Genomic DNA, 19,410 nt, shown 5'->3' with positions numbered 1-19,410 from the left:
AAATGATCGTTTCAATATCATGGAGAAATGTCTGGAGAAATAAGTTACGAAGCTTTGTTATTATTATGGCCATTACAGTAGGTCTTGTTGGCGGCGTTTTTACCGTAGCGGTTTATAATGGTATGTCGGAGCAAAAACTAAGAACAGCCATTGATACCCAGACGGCCCATCTGCAAATTCATGCAAGAGGGTTTCAAAAGAATAAGGATATACGGCTATATATAAAACAGCCTGAAAATATACTCTCGGCTATTCAAGAGCAACAAGACGTAGAAGGAGTTGCTACAAGACTAATAGCTACCGGGATGGCTGCCACTTCTACATCTAATGCCGGGGTGCAGTTAAATGGAATTATCCCCGAACAAGAGAGAAGAGTAAGTACTATTTATCAATTTGTAAGAGAGGGTGACTATTTTGAGTCCGGTAAAAAGAACCAAATCCTGATCAGCAGTAAAACCGCTAAAAAACTTAAACTGAAGTTGCGCTCCAAAGTAATTATCACTTTGCAGGATATTAATGGGCAAATTGTAGGTGCAGCCTTTAGGGTAGGAGGTATTTTTAAAACTACACATAGCCTGTTTGATGAAGGTAACGTGTTTGTTAAAAAACAGGATCTTGAGCGTGTTTTGGGTGCTGGTAGCACTATTAATGAAATAGCCCTGCGTATGAAGTCAATCGGTCAGGTTGAAAAATTGCTTCAGAATTTTGAGTCCAAATTTGATGACCAGGAGCTGGACATTCAAAGCTGGCGGGAAATTCAACCGGAGCTGGCATATATCAACGATGCAACCTGGCAGATCAACTTCCTTATCCTGATCATCATATTACTCGCTTTGGCCTTTGGAATACTCAACACCATGTTGATGGCTATTTTTGAAAGAGTAAAGGAGATAGGAGTGCTTATGGCAGTGGGCATGAATAGGTTTAAGATATTTACCATGATAGTACTGGAAACGGTATTTCTATCATTAACAGGTGCTTTTGTTGGTTTAGGGGTGAGCGCGCTTCTGGTGAGAAAAACCAATAGCTCTGGTATTAATCTGTCACGCTTTACTGAAGGGTTGGAATCCTGGGGACTTGGCAATGTGATATATCCGCAATTGGAAGCCCATTTCTATCTTAATATCGCGGCAATGGTTGTTGTAACTGCATTACTGTCGTCCATATACCCTGCACTCAAAGCCTTGAAACTTAATCCAGTGGATGCTATACACGGTTAATGAAAACAATATAATTAAATAATGATAATATGAGCATTATTAAGTTAATAAACATTGACAAAACTTATAATCCGGACACCATACCTGTACATGCCTTGTCAGATCTTAATTTGGAGTTTAAGCAAGGTGAGTTTACTGCTATTGTAGGTCCGTCAGGCTGTGGGAAAACAACATTATTGAATATAATAGGGGGGCTGGACCAGCCTACCAGCGGAAAGGTGATTATTGATGGTACTGATCTGTCAACACTTGATAGAGGACAGTTAATAGATTTCAGGCTACAGAATATTGGTTTCGTTTTTCAGGATTATAGCTTGCTCCCCGTTTTGACGGCTAGGGAGAATACAGAATTTATAATGCAATTACAGAAGCAGCCGAAGAAAAAGATAAAGGAGCGTGTAGTTACTTTACTTCGGGAAGTGGGGCTTGAAGATAAGTTAAATGTATATCCAACAAAACTTTCAGGAGGACAGCAACAACGTGTGGCCGTTGCCAGAGCCCTGGCATCAAAACCAAAATTTGTGCTTGCAGATGAGCCAACGGCTAATTTAGACTCTCATTCAACAAGTGACCTTCTGGATATTATGTTGAAGTTGAATAGAGAAGAAAATATCACATTTATTTTTTCAACACATGATCAGCGGGTGATTGATAAAGCCAGACGAATAATTATGCTTGAAGATGGAAAGATAGCAAAACCTGAGCTTGTAAAGCAGGAGGTGATTTGATGAAGCCACGTGGATATGGAGAGGTGAAATGGCAATTTTACTTAGGACTGTTTTGGATGGTGCTAATTCCGCCTATACTACATGCTCAGGATGATAGCTACAGGCCGCCAAAGACATCGCTCAACGGATACCTTAAATTTCTACAGACGGTACAGTTTGAAGATGTTGATGGGAACTGGACGACAGATAATATCATTCACAATAGATTGAATTTTAAATGGTTTCTATCTCCTTCATTAAAATTTGTTACTGAAGCCCGAACTCGATTGTTTTATGGGGAAACAGTGGAAACATACCCACAATATTCTGATCTTGTTAATAGAGATGTTGGTTATTTTGATTTTTCTGCCATTGTAGTTGAAGGGGGGGCATATTTTATTCACACTACCATGGATCGACTTTATCTTGACTGGTCTGTTGATAACTGGCAGGTAAGGGCAGGGAGGCAGCGGATTAACTGGGGGCAGTGTTTTGTATGGAATCCCAATGATATTTTCAATGCCTATTCATTTTTTGACTTTGATTATGAGGAGAGGCCTGGGTCAGATGCGGTTTTAGTGCGGTACTATACAGGCACTACGTCTTCGGTTGAATTTGCTACTTCATTTGCAGATAGCTTTGATAAGTTTAAGATGACCGCAATGTACCGTTGGAATGTGTATGACTATGATTTTCAGGTTATAGCAGGAAAAGTGGAACAGGACATGGCCTTAGGGGTTGGGTGGTCAGGACAAATAAAAGATGCTGGCTTCAAAGGGGAGGCTACCTGGTTGGAGCCCGAGCACAAGTCAGAATCGGAGAGGGCTGTGGTTATTACAGTTTCTTCTGATTACACTTTTAAAAACTCCTTTTTTATACACTCAGAGGCTATTTACAACAGTTTTGGCAATAAGGCGGCTGGTGATTTAGGGTTCTTTTCAGAGTCACGAACGCCCAAAACATTAACTGCAACGGAATGGTCTTGGTTTAATGAAATTTCATACCAAGTTAGCCCGTTGGTAAAGGCTGGGGTTTCCAGTATTTATAACCCAGAGGTGCGTAGCGTATTCCTTGGTCCTAATGCTGAAATTTCGCTTTCAGACAATCTTTATGTTTTGTTTTTTGGGCAGTTCTTTTTTGGTCCGGATGAATCGCAGTATGATGAGCTTGGTTTTTTGAATTACTTACGGCTTAAATGGAGTTTCTAGCCAGTTTGAATGCTATCAATCATTTAGCATTGCCGAGACTTCTTCATCAGACACTTGGTCAAAGTGTCTGTAATATTGACCCACTGCATTAAAGTCTGGGTGGGTTTCAAGGCATACAACTTCATCGGCAGCATCCGCTAGCTTTTTTATAGCTTGTGGAGGAGCAACAGGTGCAGCAATAATTACGCTTGATGCTCCTTTTTTTCTGGCTATTTTAATAGTTGCCAGCAAAGTACTGCCGGTTGCAATACCATCATCAACAATAATTACAGTTTTATTATGGAGGTTCAAAGGTGTTTTTTTATGCATGTACTGCTCATACCTGTGCCTTAATGCGGCTCTTACGTTTTCTACTTCCTGCTCAATATATACTTCGGGTATCATGTCCACTTCTTTTGTAAAATAGCTACCATCAAGGCCAACTGCACCAATAGCATATTCTTTATTTCCAGGGTGCCCGATTTTTTTGGTTAGAATGATATCCAAAGGAAGACCTAGAGTTTTAGCAACCACTTTTCCAATGGGTACACCACCACGCGGTACAGCCAGGATTATGGCATTTTTATTCTGATATTTTTTTAGGCTATGGGCAAGCTGCTGCCCGGCATCTTCTCTATTATAGAACATAGTGCAGAAAGACAGTGTGATTTAGACCATTCATCTATACAAACAATGACGTAAAATCATTTGTTTCGGTATATTTATCAAAGCCGGAGATTTATTAATTTGATGATGCAGTCAGGAGGAGCTATGAATGCAAAAATAGAAATAAAGCAAGCATTAGGTGAGCACCATATGAAGCAGGTGTATATGATCCGCAAGGTTGTGTTTACCGATGAGCAGGGTATATCTGAGGAGCTGGATAATGATGGAAAGGATCCTGATGCAACAAATCTGTTGCTTTATGTAGATGGAGTAGTGGCGGGCACAGGTAGGGTGGTATTTGAGGATAACAAAGCAATATTAGCCAGAATTGCAGTTCTGCCAGATTTTAGAGGTAAAGGATATGCTAAACTGATCATTAACGAATTGGAAAAGCATGGATTAAGTCATGGGGTTAAAGAGTTTGATCTCTATCCGCATAGTTATTTAAAAAGGTTTTATGAGAGCGTTGGCTATTTACAAGCAGAAGAGAAAGTATATGAGGTTGCAGGTCACCAACTGATCAAAATGTCCAAACGAGTATAGAGTATGTAAAAAGGCCGTTCCTTTTGAGAACGGCCTTTTTACATACTTGAATTAGGAAAAACTATTCTGCCTCAGTAACTGGTACCGGGAACTGTGTCCATACATCATCACCTTCTCTGTCAATAGGTAATTCATTCAGTTTATTATAGCGCCTCATGTCTATCCATCGATGACCTTCACCAAATAGAGAATATCTTTTTTGAAATAATATCTCGTTGATAAGGTCCGATTCTGCTACTCCTCCAGTGTAAGGGTCAAGTCCGTGAGAAGACCTGATTTGATCTATTGCAGTAACCGCAGGACCGGTGTTACCAAGCCGTGCATTCGCTTCAGCGTAAATAAGAATGAGCTCTTCATTACGGATAATTGAAATATTATCAGACTGAGAAGGGTATACCATCACGTCATAGTTACTATTCAGGTTATCCAATGATGCTGCAGATTCCCTTGCAGAAACTTTGCTAAGTCTGTCATCATTAGGTAAAGCATCGGTTACAAATGAAGGGTGTGCAACCCTGGTCTCTCCACTGGCATTAGCAGGGAAAAACAATGGATTGGTTAAGTCACCACCAGCTGTTGAATAGAAATGCTGAGGTCCAACATTCAGGTCTCCGGTTAAATCGTAAAATGAATCGTCAATGTAGTTGAGTGCAGTGGTAAAGTCCTCTTGGTATATAGCTACTCTTGCGGCAATAGCCCTGTTAAACTGTAAGAAACCTGCAGGATCATCAAAGCCGGCAAATCCCGAACTTAAGCTGAATATAAACTCATCCTCACTACCTGCAAGCTCAGTAGCAGCTTCATTAAGCAAGGTTTCGATATCGTCAAGCGATTGTTCAAAAGTCCTGAAAGGACCGAGGTTATCAGGGTCGCTTACATTCGTTCGTATACCGTTTTGGTAAAGCAAGTTCAGGTTTAGCAGCAGTTGATAAGCCTTAATTGTTTTGGCATATCCTCGCATATAGTTTTTTTGCGCATCACTGATGACTGCAGAAGTTTTGTCTATTGCTTCCAAAAGAAAATTGGTGTTTTTGATTACACGGTATCTCTCTGCATAAGGCCCGGTGATATAAAAAGTGTTATTATCAAGCTCTGAAGAACCTTTTCCCAGGAGATCGGCAGTAAACCTTGGATCTGAACCTGAGAATCTGTAAAACTCCCTGCCGATTACGCCCACATCGTCATAATATGTGCCTAGCCGGGTTCTCATCCCAGCCTCTACACCGGTGATCAGGTTCTGTAGCTCACTTAATGTTGCATCATCAATGAGGTCAACACTAGGGTTGTTCGGGTCATCCAGTTCGTCAATCTCGCAGCCAGTAGCAAAAAGCATACAGGCTATTGCAAGAGCGATTAACTTATTTTTATATATAAATATTTTTTTCATTTTCATTCAAATTAAAGTTCTAAAGCCAGGTGGAAAAAATATCTTTTTGAAGAAGGGAACGGAGTAACCTCAATACCAGTTGAGAGACCGTCGCCACCAAAGTTAGATACTTCAGGGTCGTAACTGTTATAATCGAAGAAGTTTACCAGGTTATAACCAGAGAAACCAACTCTTATACCAGTAAATACACCATTGAAAATATTAAGAAGTAATTCGTCATCAAGGTTGTAGTAAACACCCACTTCCCTTAATCTGATGTATGATGCATCTTCTACGAATGGCTCTGCTGATACACCCAACTGAGAAAGGCGGTAAGGACCATTTTGCAACTGCCCTGAAGGGTCAAGATCTCCATCATCAAAATCAGGGCTGGTACCATTAAGGTCTGTCAAAAGTGTAGACAGGTTCACATTTTCAGCACCTTCTTTCCAATGCCATAAAAATGAAAACTCAAAGTTTTTCCATGTGATGAAGTTATTCCATGACAATTGGAAGTCAGGTTCAGCGTCACCCCATTTCGTTACACCATCAGGGTTGTTAGGGTCAATACCTACCAGTTGCGTAGCGCTTTTTCCTTCCTCCACTCTCAGTGTACCCAGAGTAGCACCAAATGCACCTGTATTGAATGCAGGAACCCTTAGCTCTGTAACTTCAGAACGGTTAAACCAGAAGTTTAAAGAAGAATTATACTTCAGATCCGGCTTATCAATTGCCAGCACATTTAATCCCATTTCAATACCCTGATTCTCAAGCTCGGCACCGTTGATGATTTGAGTTGTATAACCTGTTGATGTAGGTACTAATGCACTTAGCAGAAGGTCCGTTACATTCTTTTTATAATAGGTGAAGTCAAACATTACTCTGTTATTTACCACGCCTATATCAAAGCCTGCCTCGATTTCAGATTGCTTTTCAGGCTCAACTTCCTGGTTCCCTAACTGAGCGCCAATCAAAGAACCTGCCTGTCCGTCTATAATTACACTACCAAATCCGGTGTACTTTGATCCAAATGTTGCAAATCTACCTGCCTGTCCGTAAGCAGCTCTTAGTTTTAAAGAATTAACTGCATCAATTCCCCAAAAACCAAATTCGTGTAGATTCAGGGCCAGGTTAGCTTTAGGGTAGTAAAATAGTTTGTTTACATCTCCATTGTTAGATGACTTATCAGCCCGTAGACCAATGGTGGCTATGAACTGGTCAGAGAAATTAACTTCTTCCTGAATAAAGAAACCTGCATCCTCTTCAGGCTGAATAGTTTGCTCAGCATTAATAGCACTGGCTTGATCCAGGTTAGATTGTGTACCGATCAACTGGGTGGCCGTGATCAAAGTTGTATTCCTGTTAAAATCCAGCTTCAATACACCAAGCTGCGTAATAAAGCTCAGTTTGCTTGATGGGAAGAAGCTGTGAACAAGGAAAGCTTGCAGGTTTCTGTTTTCCAGCACGGTTCTACCTTGAATGGAGGCACCCCCTGTACCATTGTTATCTTGCTGAAACTGAAGTTCTCTTGGGAACAAGGCAGTCGTTTTAAGGGTGTAACTATCCAAACCAGCCAAGCCTATGAATTTTAGTTGCATGTTGTCAGTTTGGAAAACCGTAGCTTCCAGTTTAGCACTACCTATAAACCTTTGCACCTCTTCACGGTTAGTGACGAGATCACGGGTTTGCAGGAAGTTGGAGGGGGCATCAGGGTTATTAGGGTAGTTGCCGTTTTCATCTGCAAATAGCTGAGTATATGGTCTTGTAGAGATATACGATATACCCATTGTCGTACCAGAGTTATCGTTGTTAAAGAATCCACGATCAGCTGAAGATAAAATGTAGTTTGAGGTGAGAGCCACATTAACATTTTTAACGATGTCATGTGAGAAGTTTAACCTCATGGAAGTTTTCTCATACCCTGTGTTTTTTACAATGCCTTCTTCATCTTTTCTGATGAATGAACCGTAATATCGGGTATTATCATTACCACCCGATGCGCTAAGTACTGTGTTTAACAACAGGCCTTTGTTTCCATACAGCTCATCTTCGTAATCATGAATGAGACCGGCATCTCTTGCATTCTGGAATCTCAACACCTCTGCTGCTGCAGCGGCTTCTCTTTCGGCGGTTTCCTGAGGTGTTTCATTGTCGCCGGGAGCGAAGTATGTGTTACGTATCCTTTGTTCTGTAAATGTTCTTGTGCCCAAAGGATTAAGGATAGAAGCCTGGCCTACGGCTTGTTCAAGACGTATTTTTGTTTTCCCAGGCGTTCCCTTTTTAGTAGTGATAACAATAACACCCGCAGAAGATCGTGATCCATAAATAGATGCTGCAGATGCACCCTTTAGGATTTCGATAGTCTCAATATCATCTGGCGACAGGTCTGCAATCCTGTTAGAAGGGTTATCTTGGTTTGAAGAACTACCTCCGGCTGCCGCAGCAGAAACAACATTTAACCCTGATGCAATGGATGAGTTATCCACATAAACCCCATCCACGATGAAGAGAGGCTGTGAGCTACCCGTGATGGAAGTGATACCTCTAAGCTTTACAGCTATACCACCTCCCGGTGCTCCTGAGTTTGATACAATATTTGCTCCCTTAAACTTACCATAAAGCGCCCCGTCTACAGTTTGAGGGGTAGTTGTACCTATGATCTCCTTAGCAGAGATGGAGGCCACGGAGTTGGCCAGGTTACTTCGCTTGATATTGGAGGCAAGTCCACTGATCACAACTTCTTCAAGGCTTGTTATATCTTCTTCAAGTTGAATATCTAACCTTGAACCGGTAACCGCAGCTTCTTTATTTTTGTAGCCAATAAATGAAAATACCAGAAGAGTTCCGTTATCAACTTTGAGGCTATATTCTCCATCGCCGTCGGTTATCGTACCGTTTGTGGTACCTTTTACAATAACGTTAACACCTGCAATAGGGTCACCGCTATTAGCTTCCGTCACTTTCCCATTGACGGTGATCTCCTGACTGTATACAACCTGAGAAAGCATTAAGCTCAAACAAGCAGCCAGAAGAAAGTAGTAATTTTTCTTCATAGTGTTGATTTTTTAGGTTCGACATAAGTATTGCAGGATTAAGATATAAATTAAAAGTCGAAATATAAACTTGTAAAGGGGTTAATTTTCAGTGGTTTATCCCAGAATTAGGGTGGTTTTTAAAATTTCATTCTGAAAATACACTGATTTGCATGAGTTTAGATGGAGAAAGCTACTATCGAAGTAATTTTCTGGGTGGTACTACAAAAATACTGAAGTTGTATACGAGGGCAGAATTAAGCTGATTGTCAACTATAACTTTGGAGTTAATAGATGCATCGTTGGAGAGATCAAAGCTGATATTGCTTCTCAGTCCGCCTTCGATACCAAACCATAACCAGTCATGTATTTCCCGTTCCCAGGTGAGTAGAAACCTTACTTCGGATTTATCCAGAAAAACCAGGTCATTTTTATCTTCATCCAGTCTAATACTGTAATTAGAACCATGCAGTTCGGTTTTGGCGTAGAAGTAGTTTTTTTGATTAAGCGTGCTATACCTTAGCTTTATCTCAGCAGGTAGTATGGACTCTATCCCCCACTGGTTATTAAAGGATTTGTTATAAGCGATGAGGGGGTAAATAGAGCGTTTACCAAAACCATAACTAAAGGCGATACCAAAGGCATATGAAACGTAATCATTTTTCTTCCAGCCAATCAGAGGGGAGATTGAAAACTTGAAGAAGTCATTCTTTGCAAAAGACTCAGATTGATAGTCACCGTTTAAGCCGCCGCTTAGTCTGAGGAGATAGTACTTATTGGTTCTAGTCGGTTTTACCATGAAAATTTCTCCTCTTATGCTTTTTAAAGATCGATTCTCAAGGTTTTTGTAGAATGGGTAGTCAAGATTTTCAGGACTGTCAAAGTTAAATTCCTCAACAAAGTATTTAACTCCGGCGGCTATTTTGAAACCATCTTTCAAAATGATGGGGGCTCTCAACTTAAATTCCCACCGACGGTTTCTCCTTACCTCTGCAGAAGAGTTACCGTCGTTGGATTCGGACTTGATACTATAATCACGCACAATCTCTCTTTTTATGACAATACCTTTAGAGCGAGGCAGCCCTACAACACCAGGTATACAAAAGACGGAGTCAGTACAGTTTACTATTGGCTCCTGAGCAAGTACCGGAGCTGCACTGAATAAGAGTAAGACAAGCTGAAGTATCCGTATGGACATTTAAAAAGAAGATTAGCTGCTTTAATAATTACAAATTACCAATTTTATTATACAAACATCTTAATTTTATTGATGTTTAACTGATGATGAGGAAACTAATTTTGATATGCCTGCCTGTACTTGTTTCATGCAAATTTACTCCCTATAGCGGCAGCGATGTTTACAATGCAGAAGCACATCTGCCTGAAGATGAAGCATTACACTTTAAAAACTCGTTGGAGTGGTGGTACTTTACCGGACATCTGGATGATGTTAACTCTGGTCGTGAATATGGCTTGGAGTATGTAATATTTCATTTTAATCCCAGAAATAAGAATGACTACCTGATGACTAACTTTGCTATTACCGTCCCGGAGAGTGGCAAATTTGTTTATGATTACAAAATATTGAAGTTGGATTCATTGCTTAAACCGGAATTACCGTTGCGGTTGGTTGCTGAAGATAAGGGAAGGTTGCATAAGTTGGAAGGCTCAATGGGGAAGTACTATATTAAGGCTAATATGAAAAAAGAACCTGTGGAAGTAGAATTGAGTACTGAAGCATTGAAGCCAGTATTACTTCACAATAACACAGGGTATGAAACTTATGGAGAATATACTAAGGCTGGCTACTATTCCTTTCCAAGACTTAGTGCCAAGGGGTATTTAAATATTGATGGAAAGAATATCGAAGTAGCAGGGGAGCTGTGGTACGATAGGCAGTGGAATTGCGTTGGGGTATGGCAAAAGGAAGTAGCCTGGGATTGGATATCAGTGCAGTTTGAAGATCCATCGAGCGAACTTATGCTTTACCGGCTTCATCACTTTGGAGATAATAAGGTATTGTTTGGAGGAAGTTATTATGATGAGGAGGGTAATGCGTTTACGTTGCAGGAGGAGGATATGGAACTGGAAGAACTGGGATACTGGGAGAGCAGTAGGTCCAAAGCTATTTACCCTGTTAAGTGGCGGCTAAAAGTGTTGAGTCTGAACCTCGATATTATCATTGAAGCCCGAATTCCTGATCAGGAGCTTGGAGTTGGGTTTACTACTTTTTACAAACTGTATTATTGGGAAGGTATGTGTTCGGTGACAGGAGAACTGAATGGTAAACCGGTTACAGGAAAATCATATGTTGAATTAACTAATAGAGACGCATTTAATAAAAAGTGATATACAAATTTGTTAACCTTTTACAGGATAGGTTGAGTAAACCATTGCCAGGGGCCGAGGCACAGAGGATAATGATGCCCAAGGAGAGTTCTGATGCCCGTTTTGATCTCAACAGGAGAGATGCTCGTTTGGGAGGAGTAATGGTGTTATTGTATCCGAAAAACAATGAAATATACCTGCCTTTGACTCAGCGCCATGATTATAGAGGTACGCATGGAGGTCAGGTAAGTTTCCCGGGAGGTAAGTGGGAAGAAGGAGACCCTAATCTGGAATTTACAGCATTGAGAGAAACTTACGAAGAGATTGGGGTGAGCCAATCTGATGTTAAGGTAATAGGCAGACTTACTGATCTTTACATACCACCAAGTAACTTCAGGGTGTCACCTATTGTTGGTTATGTAGATGAATACCCAACGTTTAATATCGACCCCTATGAGGTTGAAACACTTATAGAAGTCCCTTTGTCATTATTGACCAGTGAGGCTACATTGAAGAGAAAGGATATATTGGTAAGGGGAAAATACAAGTTAAATGCGCCATTCTTTGATATTGATGGCAGAGTAGTATGGGGTGCCACGGCAATGATGCTTTCCGAGTTGGTGATGTTGATGCGTGAAATAGAAATGAATTTGTAATTCTTAACAATTATCGATTAGTTTGGCCTCCTTAAAAAAACTATCGATTTTATGGAAGACGAAAACTTTGAGCCTCTCTTTACTAATGATGCCGTAATCTTTGGCATTTTAATGACTATTCTGGCCATAGTATTTAAAACTGCTGCCAGTCAAAGTCCGGGATGGAAAAAATTTTATAAAGTTATTCCTACTATACTCCTTTGCTACTTCCTGCCATCACTATTAAACACCTTTGGGCTGGTGGATGCTGAAGAGTCGAGGCTTTATTTTGTTGCTTCCAGATATCTTTTGCCGGCATGTTTGGTGCTGTTAACACTGAGTGTTGATTTAAAAGAAATTATAAGGTTGGGGCCTAAAGCCCTGGTCATGTTTTTGACAGCTACGGTCGGTGTGGTTATAGGAGGGCCCTTAGCTATTCTCATGGTCTCTGCTATAGAACCGGATTTTGTAGGAGGTATTGGCCCTGATGCGGTTTGGCGTGGTATGACAACGATAGCTGGGAGCTGGATAGGTGGGGGCGCAAATCAGGCGGCAATGTATGAATTATTTCAACCTTCCGATAGTCTCTTTTCCGTGAGTATTACTGTAGATGTAATTGTTGCAGAACTTTGGATGACAGCATTGTTATTAGGAATAGGCCGTGCTGATGATATCGATAACTTTCTGAAGGCTGACAGCTCAGCCATTACTACTTTGAAAAATAAAATGGAAGCTTATAGCCTAAGCATAGCTAAAATACCATCAGTGGCTGATTTAATGATTATTTTGGCTATTGGCTTTGGAGCAACGGGGTTTTCACATTTCATCGCGGATATTGTAGCTCCATACATTGCAGAGCATGCTCCATATCTTAAAAACTTTAGTCTGGATGCTGAGTTTTTCTGGATTGTAGTAATATCTACCACTATTGGAGTGATATTTTCATTCACTAAATTACGTGAGTTAGAAGGAGCTGGAGCATCTAAAATAGGGACAGTATTTATTTTCATACTTGTGGCAACAATAGGTATGAAAATGGATGTCCTAGCCATTCTTGAGAATCCCGGATTTTTTCTGGTAGGTCTTATTTGGATGATCATTCATGTTCTGTTACTGATTATTGTGGCCAAAGCTATCAAAGCTCCTTATTTCTTTTTGGCAGTTGGTAGCAAAGCCAACATTGGGGGAGCTGCATCAGCACCTGTTTTGGCTGCAGCGTTTCACCCTGCTCTAGCTCCGGTAGGTGTATTGTTGGCCGTATTAGGGTATGCGCTGGGAACTTACGGCGCCTGGCTATGTGGTATACTCATGCAGATAGTGTCTAAATAGAGACACTGAGTTTGTTTTCTCCAATATTTATCCCCTAGGTTATATTTCAGTTAGCGATTGAGGAAATAAATCCATTACCCAATCAACGGATTCAAGGCTTCATGCACGGAAATATTAATTGCGGGATTCCTAAATACTTAGGAAAGTATATTTTTTGCAATGGAGAATTCACCTTCAGAAATGCACATTGGCTACTGGATACCAACATATTATTTTTATTTAAAATTATTCTAAACAAAATTTGATGACTTCCTAGAGCCTGTTATATTTGTGTCATTATTTAAACAAAGTCTAAATAAAGATAACGTTAACCACTTATGAAGCTTAAATTATTGTATAGTCTATTGTTTGTAGCGGCCTTGTTTTCTTGCGATGAGGATGAAGATGCTTTGCCGAATGTAGAGGTGCCAGCTACTTATGAATTTACCAGAGATGGTCAGTCTACAGTAAGCTATCAGGGGCAGATTGATAGACTTGATATGGTTGCAGAGATAAAAAGTTACCTTTCTACAGGTAACCTGGGAGAAGCCATAGAAGCATCTAAACTACTCAACATGTTTGCTAATGAGAACAATGCCTTTATCAGTGCTGAGCTGAATGCATCATCTAAGCAACTTGAGGATAAAACTTTTATTTCTGATGTACAATGGTTTAAGAATTTATTTGTAGGAGCTGAAGAGGCAAGTAATTCAGGTATATCTGCAAGCAATGGACAAGCCGGACTTTTAGAAAGAGGAACGGGTTTTATCCTGGTTAATGAGAAAGGTTGGGAGTTTACTCAGTTTGTAGAGAAGGGATTGATGGGTGCTGTATTCTATAACCAGATCTACAACTCTTATTTGTCAGATGCCAAAACAGGTGATGATGTAGATAATGAGACCATGGTTGATGGTAAGAATTATACTACTATGGAGCACCACTGGGATGAAGCTTTTGGATATTGGGGTGTTCCTGTTGATTTTCCAAATGGTACCCCGGTATTATCAGAATCAGAGGATAGATTTTGGGCAAAGTATACTCTGGGGCGTGATGCACTTTTGGGAGTTAGCACAACATTGATGAACGCATATCTGACAGGTAGAGCTGCAATCGTAGCTCAAAGGTATGAGGTGAAAAATGAGCAGAAGGAAATTATTTATGAAGCCCATGAATTGGTAGCCGCAGCTACAGCTGTTCATTATCTTAATCAGGCCATGAGTGATTTAAGTGCAGCAGATCATGGCAATTTATTTCACCATTTGTCTGAAGGTTATGCTTTTGTGAAGGCTTTACAATACAGCCCGGTTAAGAAGATCACCCAAGCTGAAATCAATGAAATACTCAACACAGATCTGGGTATTGATGGTAACTTCTGGGAGGTAAAACTTGCAGGGATTCAAAAGGCAAAGGCCACCTTAGTGGCAACATACCCATCACTGGAAGCTATTAAAGATCAGTTATAAATGAAGCAAGTAATTTCTGTAATACTGTTAATAAATCTCATTGCGGTTATAGGCTGCAGTGATGATGAAACCGGAGGTAATACTCCCGGTTTTGATCGTAAAGCAATGTTAGAAGATCTGGCCGATAATGTTATTATACCGGCTTATGATACTCTAAATAAGGAGGTGATTACTTTAGATGAAGCAGTCAATGCTTTTGTAGCTACTCCGGATCTCTCTAATCTTAATGCTGCTAGAAATGCATTTCAAGTGGCCTATCATGCATGGCAGAGATCTTCCTTCTGGGAATTTGGTCCTGCATTTGATGTTTTGTTGATGAGTTCTGTCAACTCATTTCCTGCAGACTACATTTCTATTGATAATAATATAGTCACCGGGTCATACGATTTTAATACCATTTCAGGGCAGGATGAGAAAGGATTTCCAGCAGTTGGGTATTTATTGTATGGCATTTCCGATACCGATCAGGGTATTGTGGATATGTTTACTGTTGATGGCGACGCTTCGAACAGAAAAGACTACTTAAAGGCGGTTGCCTTGGATATTCGTACGAGGGTATCAGAAGTGGCTACCGGGTGGAGTGCAGCCGGTGGTGATTATAAGTCAGTATTTATCAATAATGATGGAACTGATGTTGGGAGTAGTGTGGGGCTTATGGTTAATGAACTAAACAAATTTGTTGAAAGAGAAACCCGTGATGGCAAAATCGGTATTCCATTAGGCAAAAGATCTCAGGGAATTCCGATCCCGGCAGAGGTAGAGGCAGGATATAGCGATCTCTCTATTTCGCTGGCTTCAGAAAACCTGAAGGCACTATATAATTTTTATATGGGCATTGGTGTAAGTGGTGATAAGGTCAGCTTCTATGACTATTTGACCACTATAAACGCCCAATATAATGGAGGTCTTCTTTCGGATGCTATCAAATTACAATTTGAAAGAGCAATGAAAGAGGTAGGGGAGATTCCATCTCCATATAAAGAGACCGTAGAAGTTAATCCAACACCTGCCGAGGAGGCTTACACTGAGTTGCAGAAGTTGGTAGTAATGTTAAAGGCCGATATGCCTTCTGCTCTTGGGGTTTTGATTACCTACCAGGACAATGATGGTGATTAGATCATTCGAAGATGAAAAATATCATATATAAGCCAACATCCATCGCACCCTTAGTTGTATTCAGGGTGCTTTTTGGCTTTATAATGTTTGTAAGTGTAATGCGGTTTATGCTTAACGGATGGGTTGATTCCCAATACCTCATGCCGCGTTTCTTCTTTTCTTACTATGGATTTGAGTGGATCAAACCTCTCGGTGAAGTGGGCATCTACGCCATGTTTATTGTTATGGCCATAACTGCACTATGTGTTATGGCAGGAGCTTTTTATAGGGTATCTTCTTCGGTATTCTTTCTCGCATTCACCTATGTAGAGCTCATAGATAAAACCAACTACCTGAATCACTACTATTTTGTAAGTCTGGTAAGCCTGGCTATGATCTTCTTGCCGGCTCATCGTCATTTTTCCATTGATGTGTGGCGTAAGCCAAGCTTGAATGTCAGCAAGGTGCCATATTGGTGCATCCTTGTTATTCAATTACAGCTGGCATTGGTCTATTTCTACGCCGGAGTGGCCAAACTTAACTACGATTGGCTGGTTGAAGCACTTCCGTTGAGAATGTGGCTCCCACCTAATGCGCATGTCCCTGTCGTAGGCTCTCTTTTTGAAAAGGTTTGGGTGGCCTATTTTTTTAGTTGGTTTGGTGCGATTTACGATCTTACCATTCCTTTCTTCCTTTTTTATAAACGCACTCGCTCATATGCTTATGTAGCAGTTATAGCATTTCATATCATTACCTGGTTGCTTTTCCCTATAGGGATGTTCCCTTTTATAATGATACTCTCTACAACCATTTTCTTTTCTCCTGATTTTCATCAGGGTTTAATAAATAAATTAAGGGTTGTTTTGCAGCGCATGGGAATTTACAGAGGTTCTACTCCTAAAGAATATGATGTTACTACTGCCAGTCGATGGGTGGTTAGTTTTTTTACCCTTTTTTTAATAGTGCAGGTATTACTGCCGTGGCGCTTTACGCTATACCCCGGAAAGCTTTTTTGGACGGAGCAGGGTTTTCGTTTTTCATGGAGAGTTATGCTCATGGAAAAAGCAGGGTATGTCATTTTTCATGTTAAGGATCCTGAAACCGGACGACAATGGGAGGCATATGCACATGACCATTTAACGCCTATGCAGGAGAAGCAAATGTCGACTCAACCAGATATGATATTGCAATATGCTCACTTTTTGGAGCAAGAATATATAAAACAAGGAATTAATGACCCGGAGATTAGGGCGGAGGCCTACGTGACATTGAATGGTAGTGGAAGTAGGTTATTCATTGATCCGGAAGTGGACCTGACGAAAGAGCAGGACGGGTTTAAACATAAAAAATGGATATTATCCTATAAGAATTAATGAAAGTAAAGTTTAAGTACGTAACCATACTTTTGGTTTTTCTAGCCATACAGGCTAGTGCTCAGGGTATTATTAAAGGAACTGTTAAGTCTACTGATGGAGTTCCTGTTGTTGAAGTGGAAGTTTTCCTTCAAAACACAGCTTATATTACTTCTACAAACAAAAGAGGCTATTTTGAGTTAAAGGATGTGCCTTACGGAACTTATACACTGGCAGCATTTTCAATGGGGAAGGCAACCTCGAGCAAAGAGGTAACACTTACATCTGAAAATAGCGTATTAAACATTGATTTTGAATTAACAGAGCTTGCGGCAGAGTTGGATAATGTGACGATCAAAAGCCAACGTGAAGAAACCTCAGGTATTCGCAGGTTGCAAGCTGTTGAGGGGGCTGCCATTTATGAAGCAAAAAAAAATGAAGTAATAGAACTTCGTGATATTACAGCTAATCTGGCCGTAAATAATAGCCGTCAGGTTTATGCCAAAGTCCCGGGGCTTAACATTTGGGAAAGTGATGGAGCTGGCCTGCAGTTGGGAATTGGCGCACGAGGACTTGATCCCAGTAGGACAGCAAACTTTAACGTAAGACAAAATGGCTATGATATTAGTGCGGATGCTTTAGGCTACCCGGAAAGCTATTATACCCCGGCAACTGAGGCGGTGGAGCGCATAGAAGTGGTGAGGGGGGCTGCTTCCCTGCAATATGGTACTCAGTTTGGAGGGTTACTGAATTTTGTGATGAAAGAAGGGGCAGAGGAGAAGAAGATCGAAGGTATTACACGTAATACGGTAGGTTCTTACGGTTTCTATAGCACTTTTAATAGTTTGGGAGGTACCGTTGGAAAGTGGAACTACTACACCTTTTTTCAATATAAAAGAGGTGATGGGTGGAGGGATAACAGCTCCTTTGATTCCAAGATGGCTTATGGGGCTTTGAAGTATGAGCCTTCTGAAAGGCTCTCCATAAAGTTTGAATATACTTTCATGGATTATCTGGCCCAGCAACCGGGAGGGCTTACTGACCAGTTCTTTGCTGAGAATCCTAGACAGTCTATTCGAGGGAGGAACTGGTTTCAGGTAAACTGGAATTTGTTTGCCAATACCATCAATTATAAGATTAATAACAAACTAAAGCTAAATGTAAGGAGTTTTGCCCTGTTAGGAGGTAGAGATGCACTCGGTAACTTGGGGAGAATTGACCGCACAGATGATGTGGAAAAGGAAAGAAACTTGTTTTCCGATGAATTTCATAATTTTGGTAATGAAACACGTCTGATTTACAACTACAGCATCGCTGATAAGCAAGCAGTGTCACTGGTAGGTGTTAGGTATTACAATGGTTTCACAGATAGAAAGCAAGGCTTGGCCGATGCTACAAGTGAGCCTCACTTTACCTTTTTGAACCCTAATAATCTAGAAGATTCGGATTTTGACCTGCCTAGCGAGAACCTATCGATATTTACCGAGAATATTTTTGACATTACAGATAAATTTAGCGTGACTCCAGGGTTACGTTTCGAGCATATATTTACTGGTGCAGATGGATACTATCAAAAAAGTACCTTTGTGAAGGATCCGGTAACAGGGTTTAAGAAAGATTCAACCTATCAAGAGTATGAATCCAGAGAGCGATCAAGGGACTTCATGTTTTTCGGCTTAGGTCTTAGCTATAAGCTTGAGAATAAGGAAGTTTATGCTAATTTCTCTCAAAACTATAAATCTATTAACTTCAATGATATCAGAGTAGTTAACCCAAATTTGGTGGTAGATCCAAATATTAAAGATGAGTTTGGTTATAACTTTGATCTTGGGATAAGAGGGAATAAGCCAGGGAAATTTAATTATGATATAAGCCTGTTCTATCTCCGGTATAATGATCGCATCAGTGCCATTCAGAAAAAGGATACGGTTAACTTCAGAGTTTACCGATATAGAGGAAATATATCGGATGCTTATAGCACTGGAGTAGAGGCTTTTGGTGAACTCGAACTGTTTGATGCGCTTGGGTTTGACTCACAAAACAACCTGAATTTATTCGTCAATGCATCTGTAATAGATGCAAGGTATCTGGCGAGTGAAGAAGAGGCTATAGAAGGGAATAGGGTGGAGCTTGTACCTCCATTCAGTTTACGTGCCGGGTTGTCTTATATTCACAATGATTTCAAGGTCACTTATCAGTACTCTTATGTTCAAAAACATTTTACGGATGCCACCAATGCGGATGATATGGTTCCGGGGGCTGTATCAGGTCCAATACCTACTTATTATGTGATGGACCTCTCAGCAAGTTATCGTTACAGGTTTGCAAAATTAGAGGCCAGCATTAATAACCTGACAGATAATAAGTATTTTACAAGGAGAGCATCGGGCTACCCGGGACCTGGAATAATCCCAGCAGATGGCCGTACTTTTTACCTGACATTGGAACTTAAATTTTAGATAGCCTCTTACCTTGTAAGTAGTGTTATTGTTTTGATGTTACTAAATA

15 protein-coding genes are annotated in these 19,410 nt (G+C 40.5%); 11 read left to right on the top strand and 4 right to left on the bottom strand.

The window, feature by feature from the left end:
- Positions 1-2: 2 nt before the first annotated feature.
- Genes JMN32_RS23190 through JMN32_RS23180 form a run of 3 tightly spaced genes read left to right on the top strand, consistent with a single transcriptional unit; the run spans position 3 to position 3,135 of the window.
- Positions 3-1,220, top strand: coding sequence for an ABC transporter permease (locus tag JMN32_RS23190; protein ID WP_202858772.1), 1,218 nt, complete (start codon positions 3-5; stop codon positions 1,218-1,220).
- Positions 1,221-1,249: 29 nt separating this feature from the next.
- A complete protein-coding gene (locus tag JMN32_RS23185) occupies positions 1,250-1,948 on the top strand; it encodes an ABC transporter ATP-binding protein (protein WP_202858771.1) in 699 nt (232 codons plus the stop codon).
- A complete protein-coding gene (locus tag JMN32_RS23180; protein WP_202858770.1) occupies positions 1,948-3,135 on the top strand; it encodes a hypothetical protein in 1,188 nt (395 codons plus the stop codon). The genes JMN32_RS23185 and JMN32_RS23180 overlap by 1 nt, the downstream gene beginning before the upstream one ends.
- Positions 3,136-3,150: 15 nt before the next feature.
- Here the strand turns inward: JMN32_RS23180 and JMN32_RS23175 are convergent, their stop codons facing one another.
- Positions 3,151-3,762, bottom strand: coding sequence for a phosphoribosyltransferase (locus JMN32_RS23175; protein WP_202858769.1), 612 nt, complete (start codon positions 3,760-3,762; stop codon positions 3,151-3,153).
- A gap of 102 nt (positions 3,763-3,864) precedes the next feature.
- On the opposite strand from JMN32_RS23175, the gene JMN32_RS23170 reads away from it, so the two are divergent.
- On the top strand, positions 3,865-4,323 hold the full coding sequence (locus JMN32_RS23170) for a GNAT family N-acetyltransferase (protein ID WP_202858768.1): 459 nt from the start codon (positions 3,865-3,867) through the stop codon (positions 4,321-4,323).
- Between the two features lie 61 nt (positions 4,324-4,384).
- On the opposite strand, the gene JMN32_RS23165 is transcribed toward JMN32_RS23170, so the two are convergent.
- The 3 genes from JMN32_RS23165 to JMN32_RS23155 all read right to left on the bottom strand — a co-directional run bounded on the left by JMN32_RS23165 (position 4,385) and on the right by JMN32_RS23155 (position 9,919).
- Entirely contained in the window at positions 4,385-5,710 is a 1,326-nt protein-coding gene (locus JMN32_RS23165) for a RagB/SusD family nutrient uptake outer membrane protein (RefSeq protein ID WP_202858767.1), read from the bottom strand.
- Positions 5,711-5,721: 11 nt separating this feature from the next.
- The gene (locus JMN32_RS23160) at positions 5,722-8,742 is read right to left on the bottom strand and encodes a SusC/RagA family TonB-linked outer membrane protein (protein ID WP_202858766.1); all 3,021 of its coding nucleotides are present in this window, start codon (positions 8,740-8,742) and stop codon (positions 5,722-5,724) included.
- 175 nt (positions 8,743-8,917) lie between these two features.
- Positions 8,918-9,919, bottom strand: coding sequence for a hypothetical protein (locus tag JMN32_RS23155; protein WP_202858765.1), 1,002 nt, complete (start codon positions 9,917-9,919; stop codon positions 8,918-8,920).
- Positions 9,920-10,002: 83 nt separating this feature from the next.
- Between JMN32_RS23155 and JMN32_RS23150 the strand changes: the two genes are divergently transcribed.
- From JMN32_RS23150 to JMN32_RS23120, 7 genes are all read left to right on the top strand, one after another.
- The gene (locus tag JMN32_RS23150) at positions 10,003-11,070 is read left to right on the top strand and encodes a lipocalin family protein (protein ID WP_202858764.1); all 1,068 of its coding nucleotides are present in this window, start codon (positions 10,003-10,005) and stop codon (positions 11,068-11,070) included.
- The gene (locus JMN32_RS23145) at positions 11,067-11,705 is read left to right on the top strand and encodes an NUDIX hydrolase (protein ID WP_202858763.1); all 639 of its coding nucleotides are present in this window, start codon (positions 11,067-11,069) and stop codon (positions 11,703-11,705) included. Before JMN32_RS23150 ends, JMN32_RS23145 begins: the two co-directional genes overlap by 4 nt.
- Before the next feature lie 51 nt (positions 11,706-11,756).
- Positions 11,757-13,013, top strand: a complete 1,257-nt coding sequence (locus JMN32_RS23140; protein WP_202858762.1) for a DUF819 family protein — start codon at positions 11,757-11,759, stop codon at positions 13,011-13,013.
- A gap of 317 nt (positions 13,014-13,330) precedes the next feature.
- Positions 13,331-14,455: a DUF4856 domain-containing protein gene (locus JMN32_RS23135; protein WP_202858761.1), complete on the top strand. Its 1,125-nt coding sequence runs from the start codon at positions 13,331-13,333 to the stop codon at positions 14,453-14,455.
- Positions 14,456-15,571, top strand: coding sequence for an imelysin family protein (locus JMN32_RS23130; protein WP_202858760.1), 1,116 nt, complete (start codon positions 14,456-14,458; stop codon positions 15,569-15,571).
- Positions 15,572-15,582: 11 nt separating this feature from the next.
- Positions 15,583-16,923, top strand: coding sequence for an HTTM domain-containing protein (locus JMN32_RS23125; protein WP_202858759.1), 1,341 nt, complete (start codon positions 15,583-15,585; stop codon positions 16,921-16,923).
- Positions 16,923-19,361, top strand: a complete 2,439-nt coding sequence (locus tag JMN32_RS23120) for a TonB-dependent receptor (protein ID WP_202858758.1) — start codon at positions 16,923-16,925, stop codon at positions 19,359-19,361. The genes JMN32_RS23125 and JMN32_RS23120 overlap by 1 nt, the downstream gene beginning before the upstream one ends.
- The last annotated feature ends 49 nt before the right edge of the window (positions 19,362-19,410 follow it).

The organism is Fulvivirga marina (assembly GCF_016775155.1).
GTDB lineage: Bacteria > Bacteroidota > Bacteroidia > Cytophagales > Cyclobacteriaceae > Fulvivirga > Fulvivirga marina.
The sequence above is the reverse complement of the archived record's forward strand: the minus strand, read 5'-3'. Positions and strand labels throughout refer to the sequence as shown.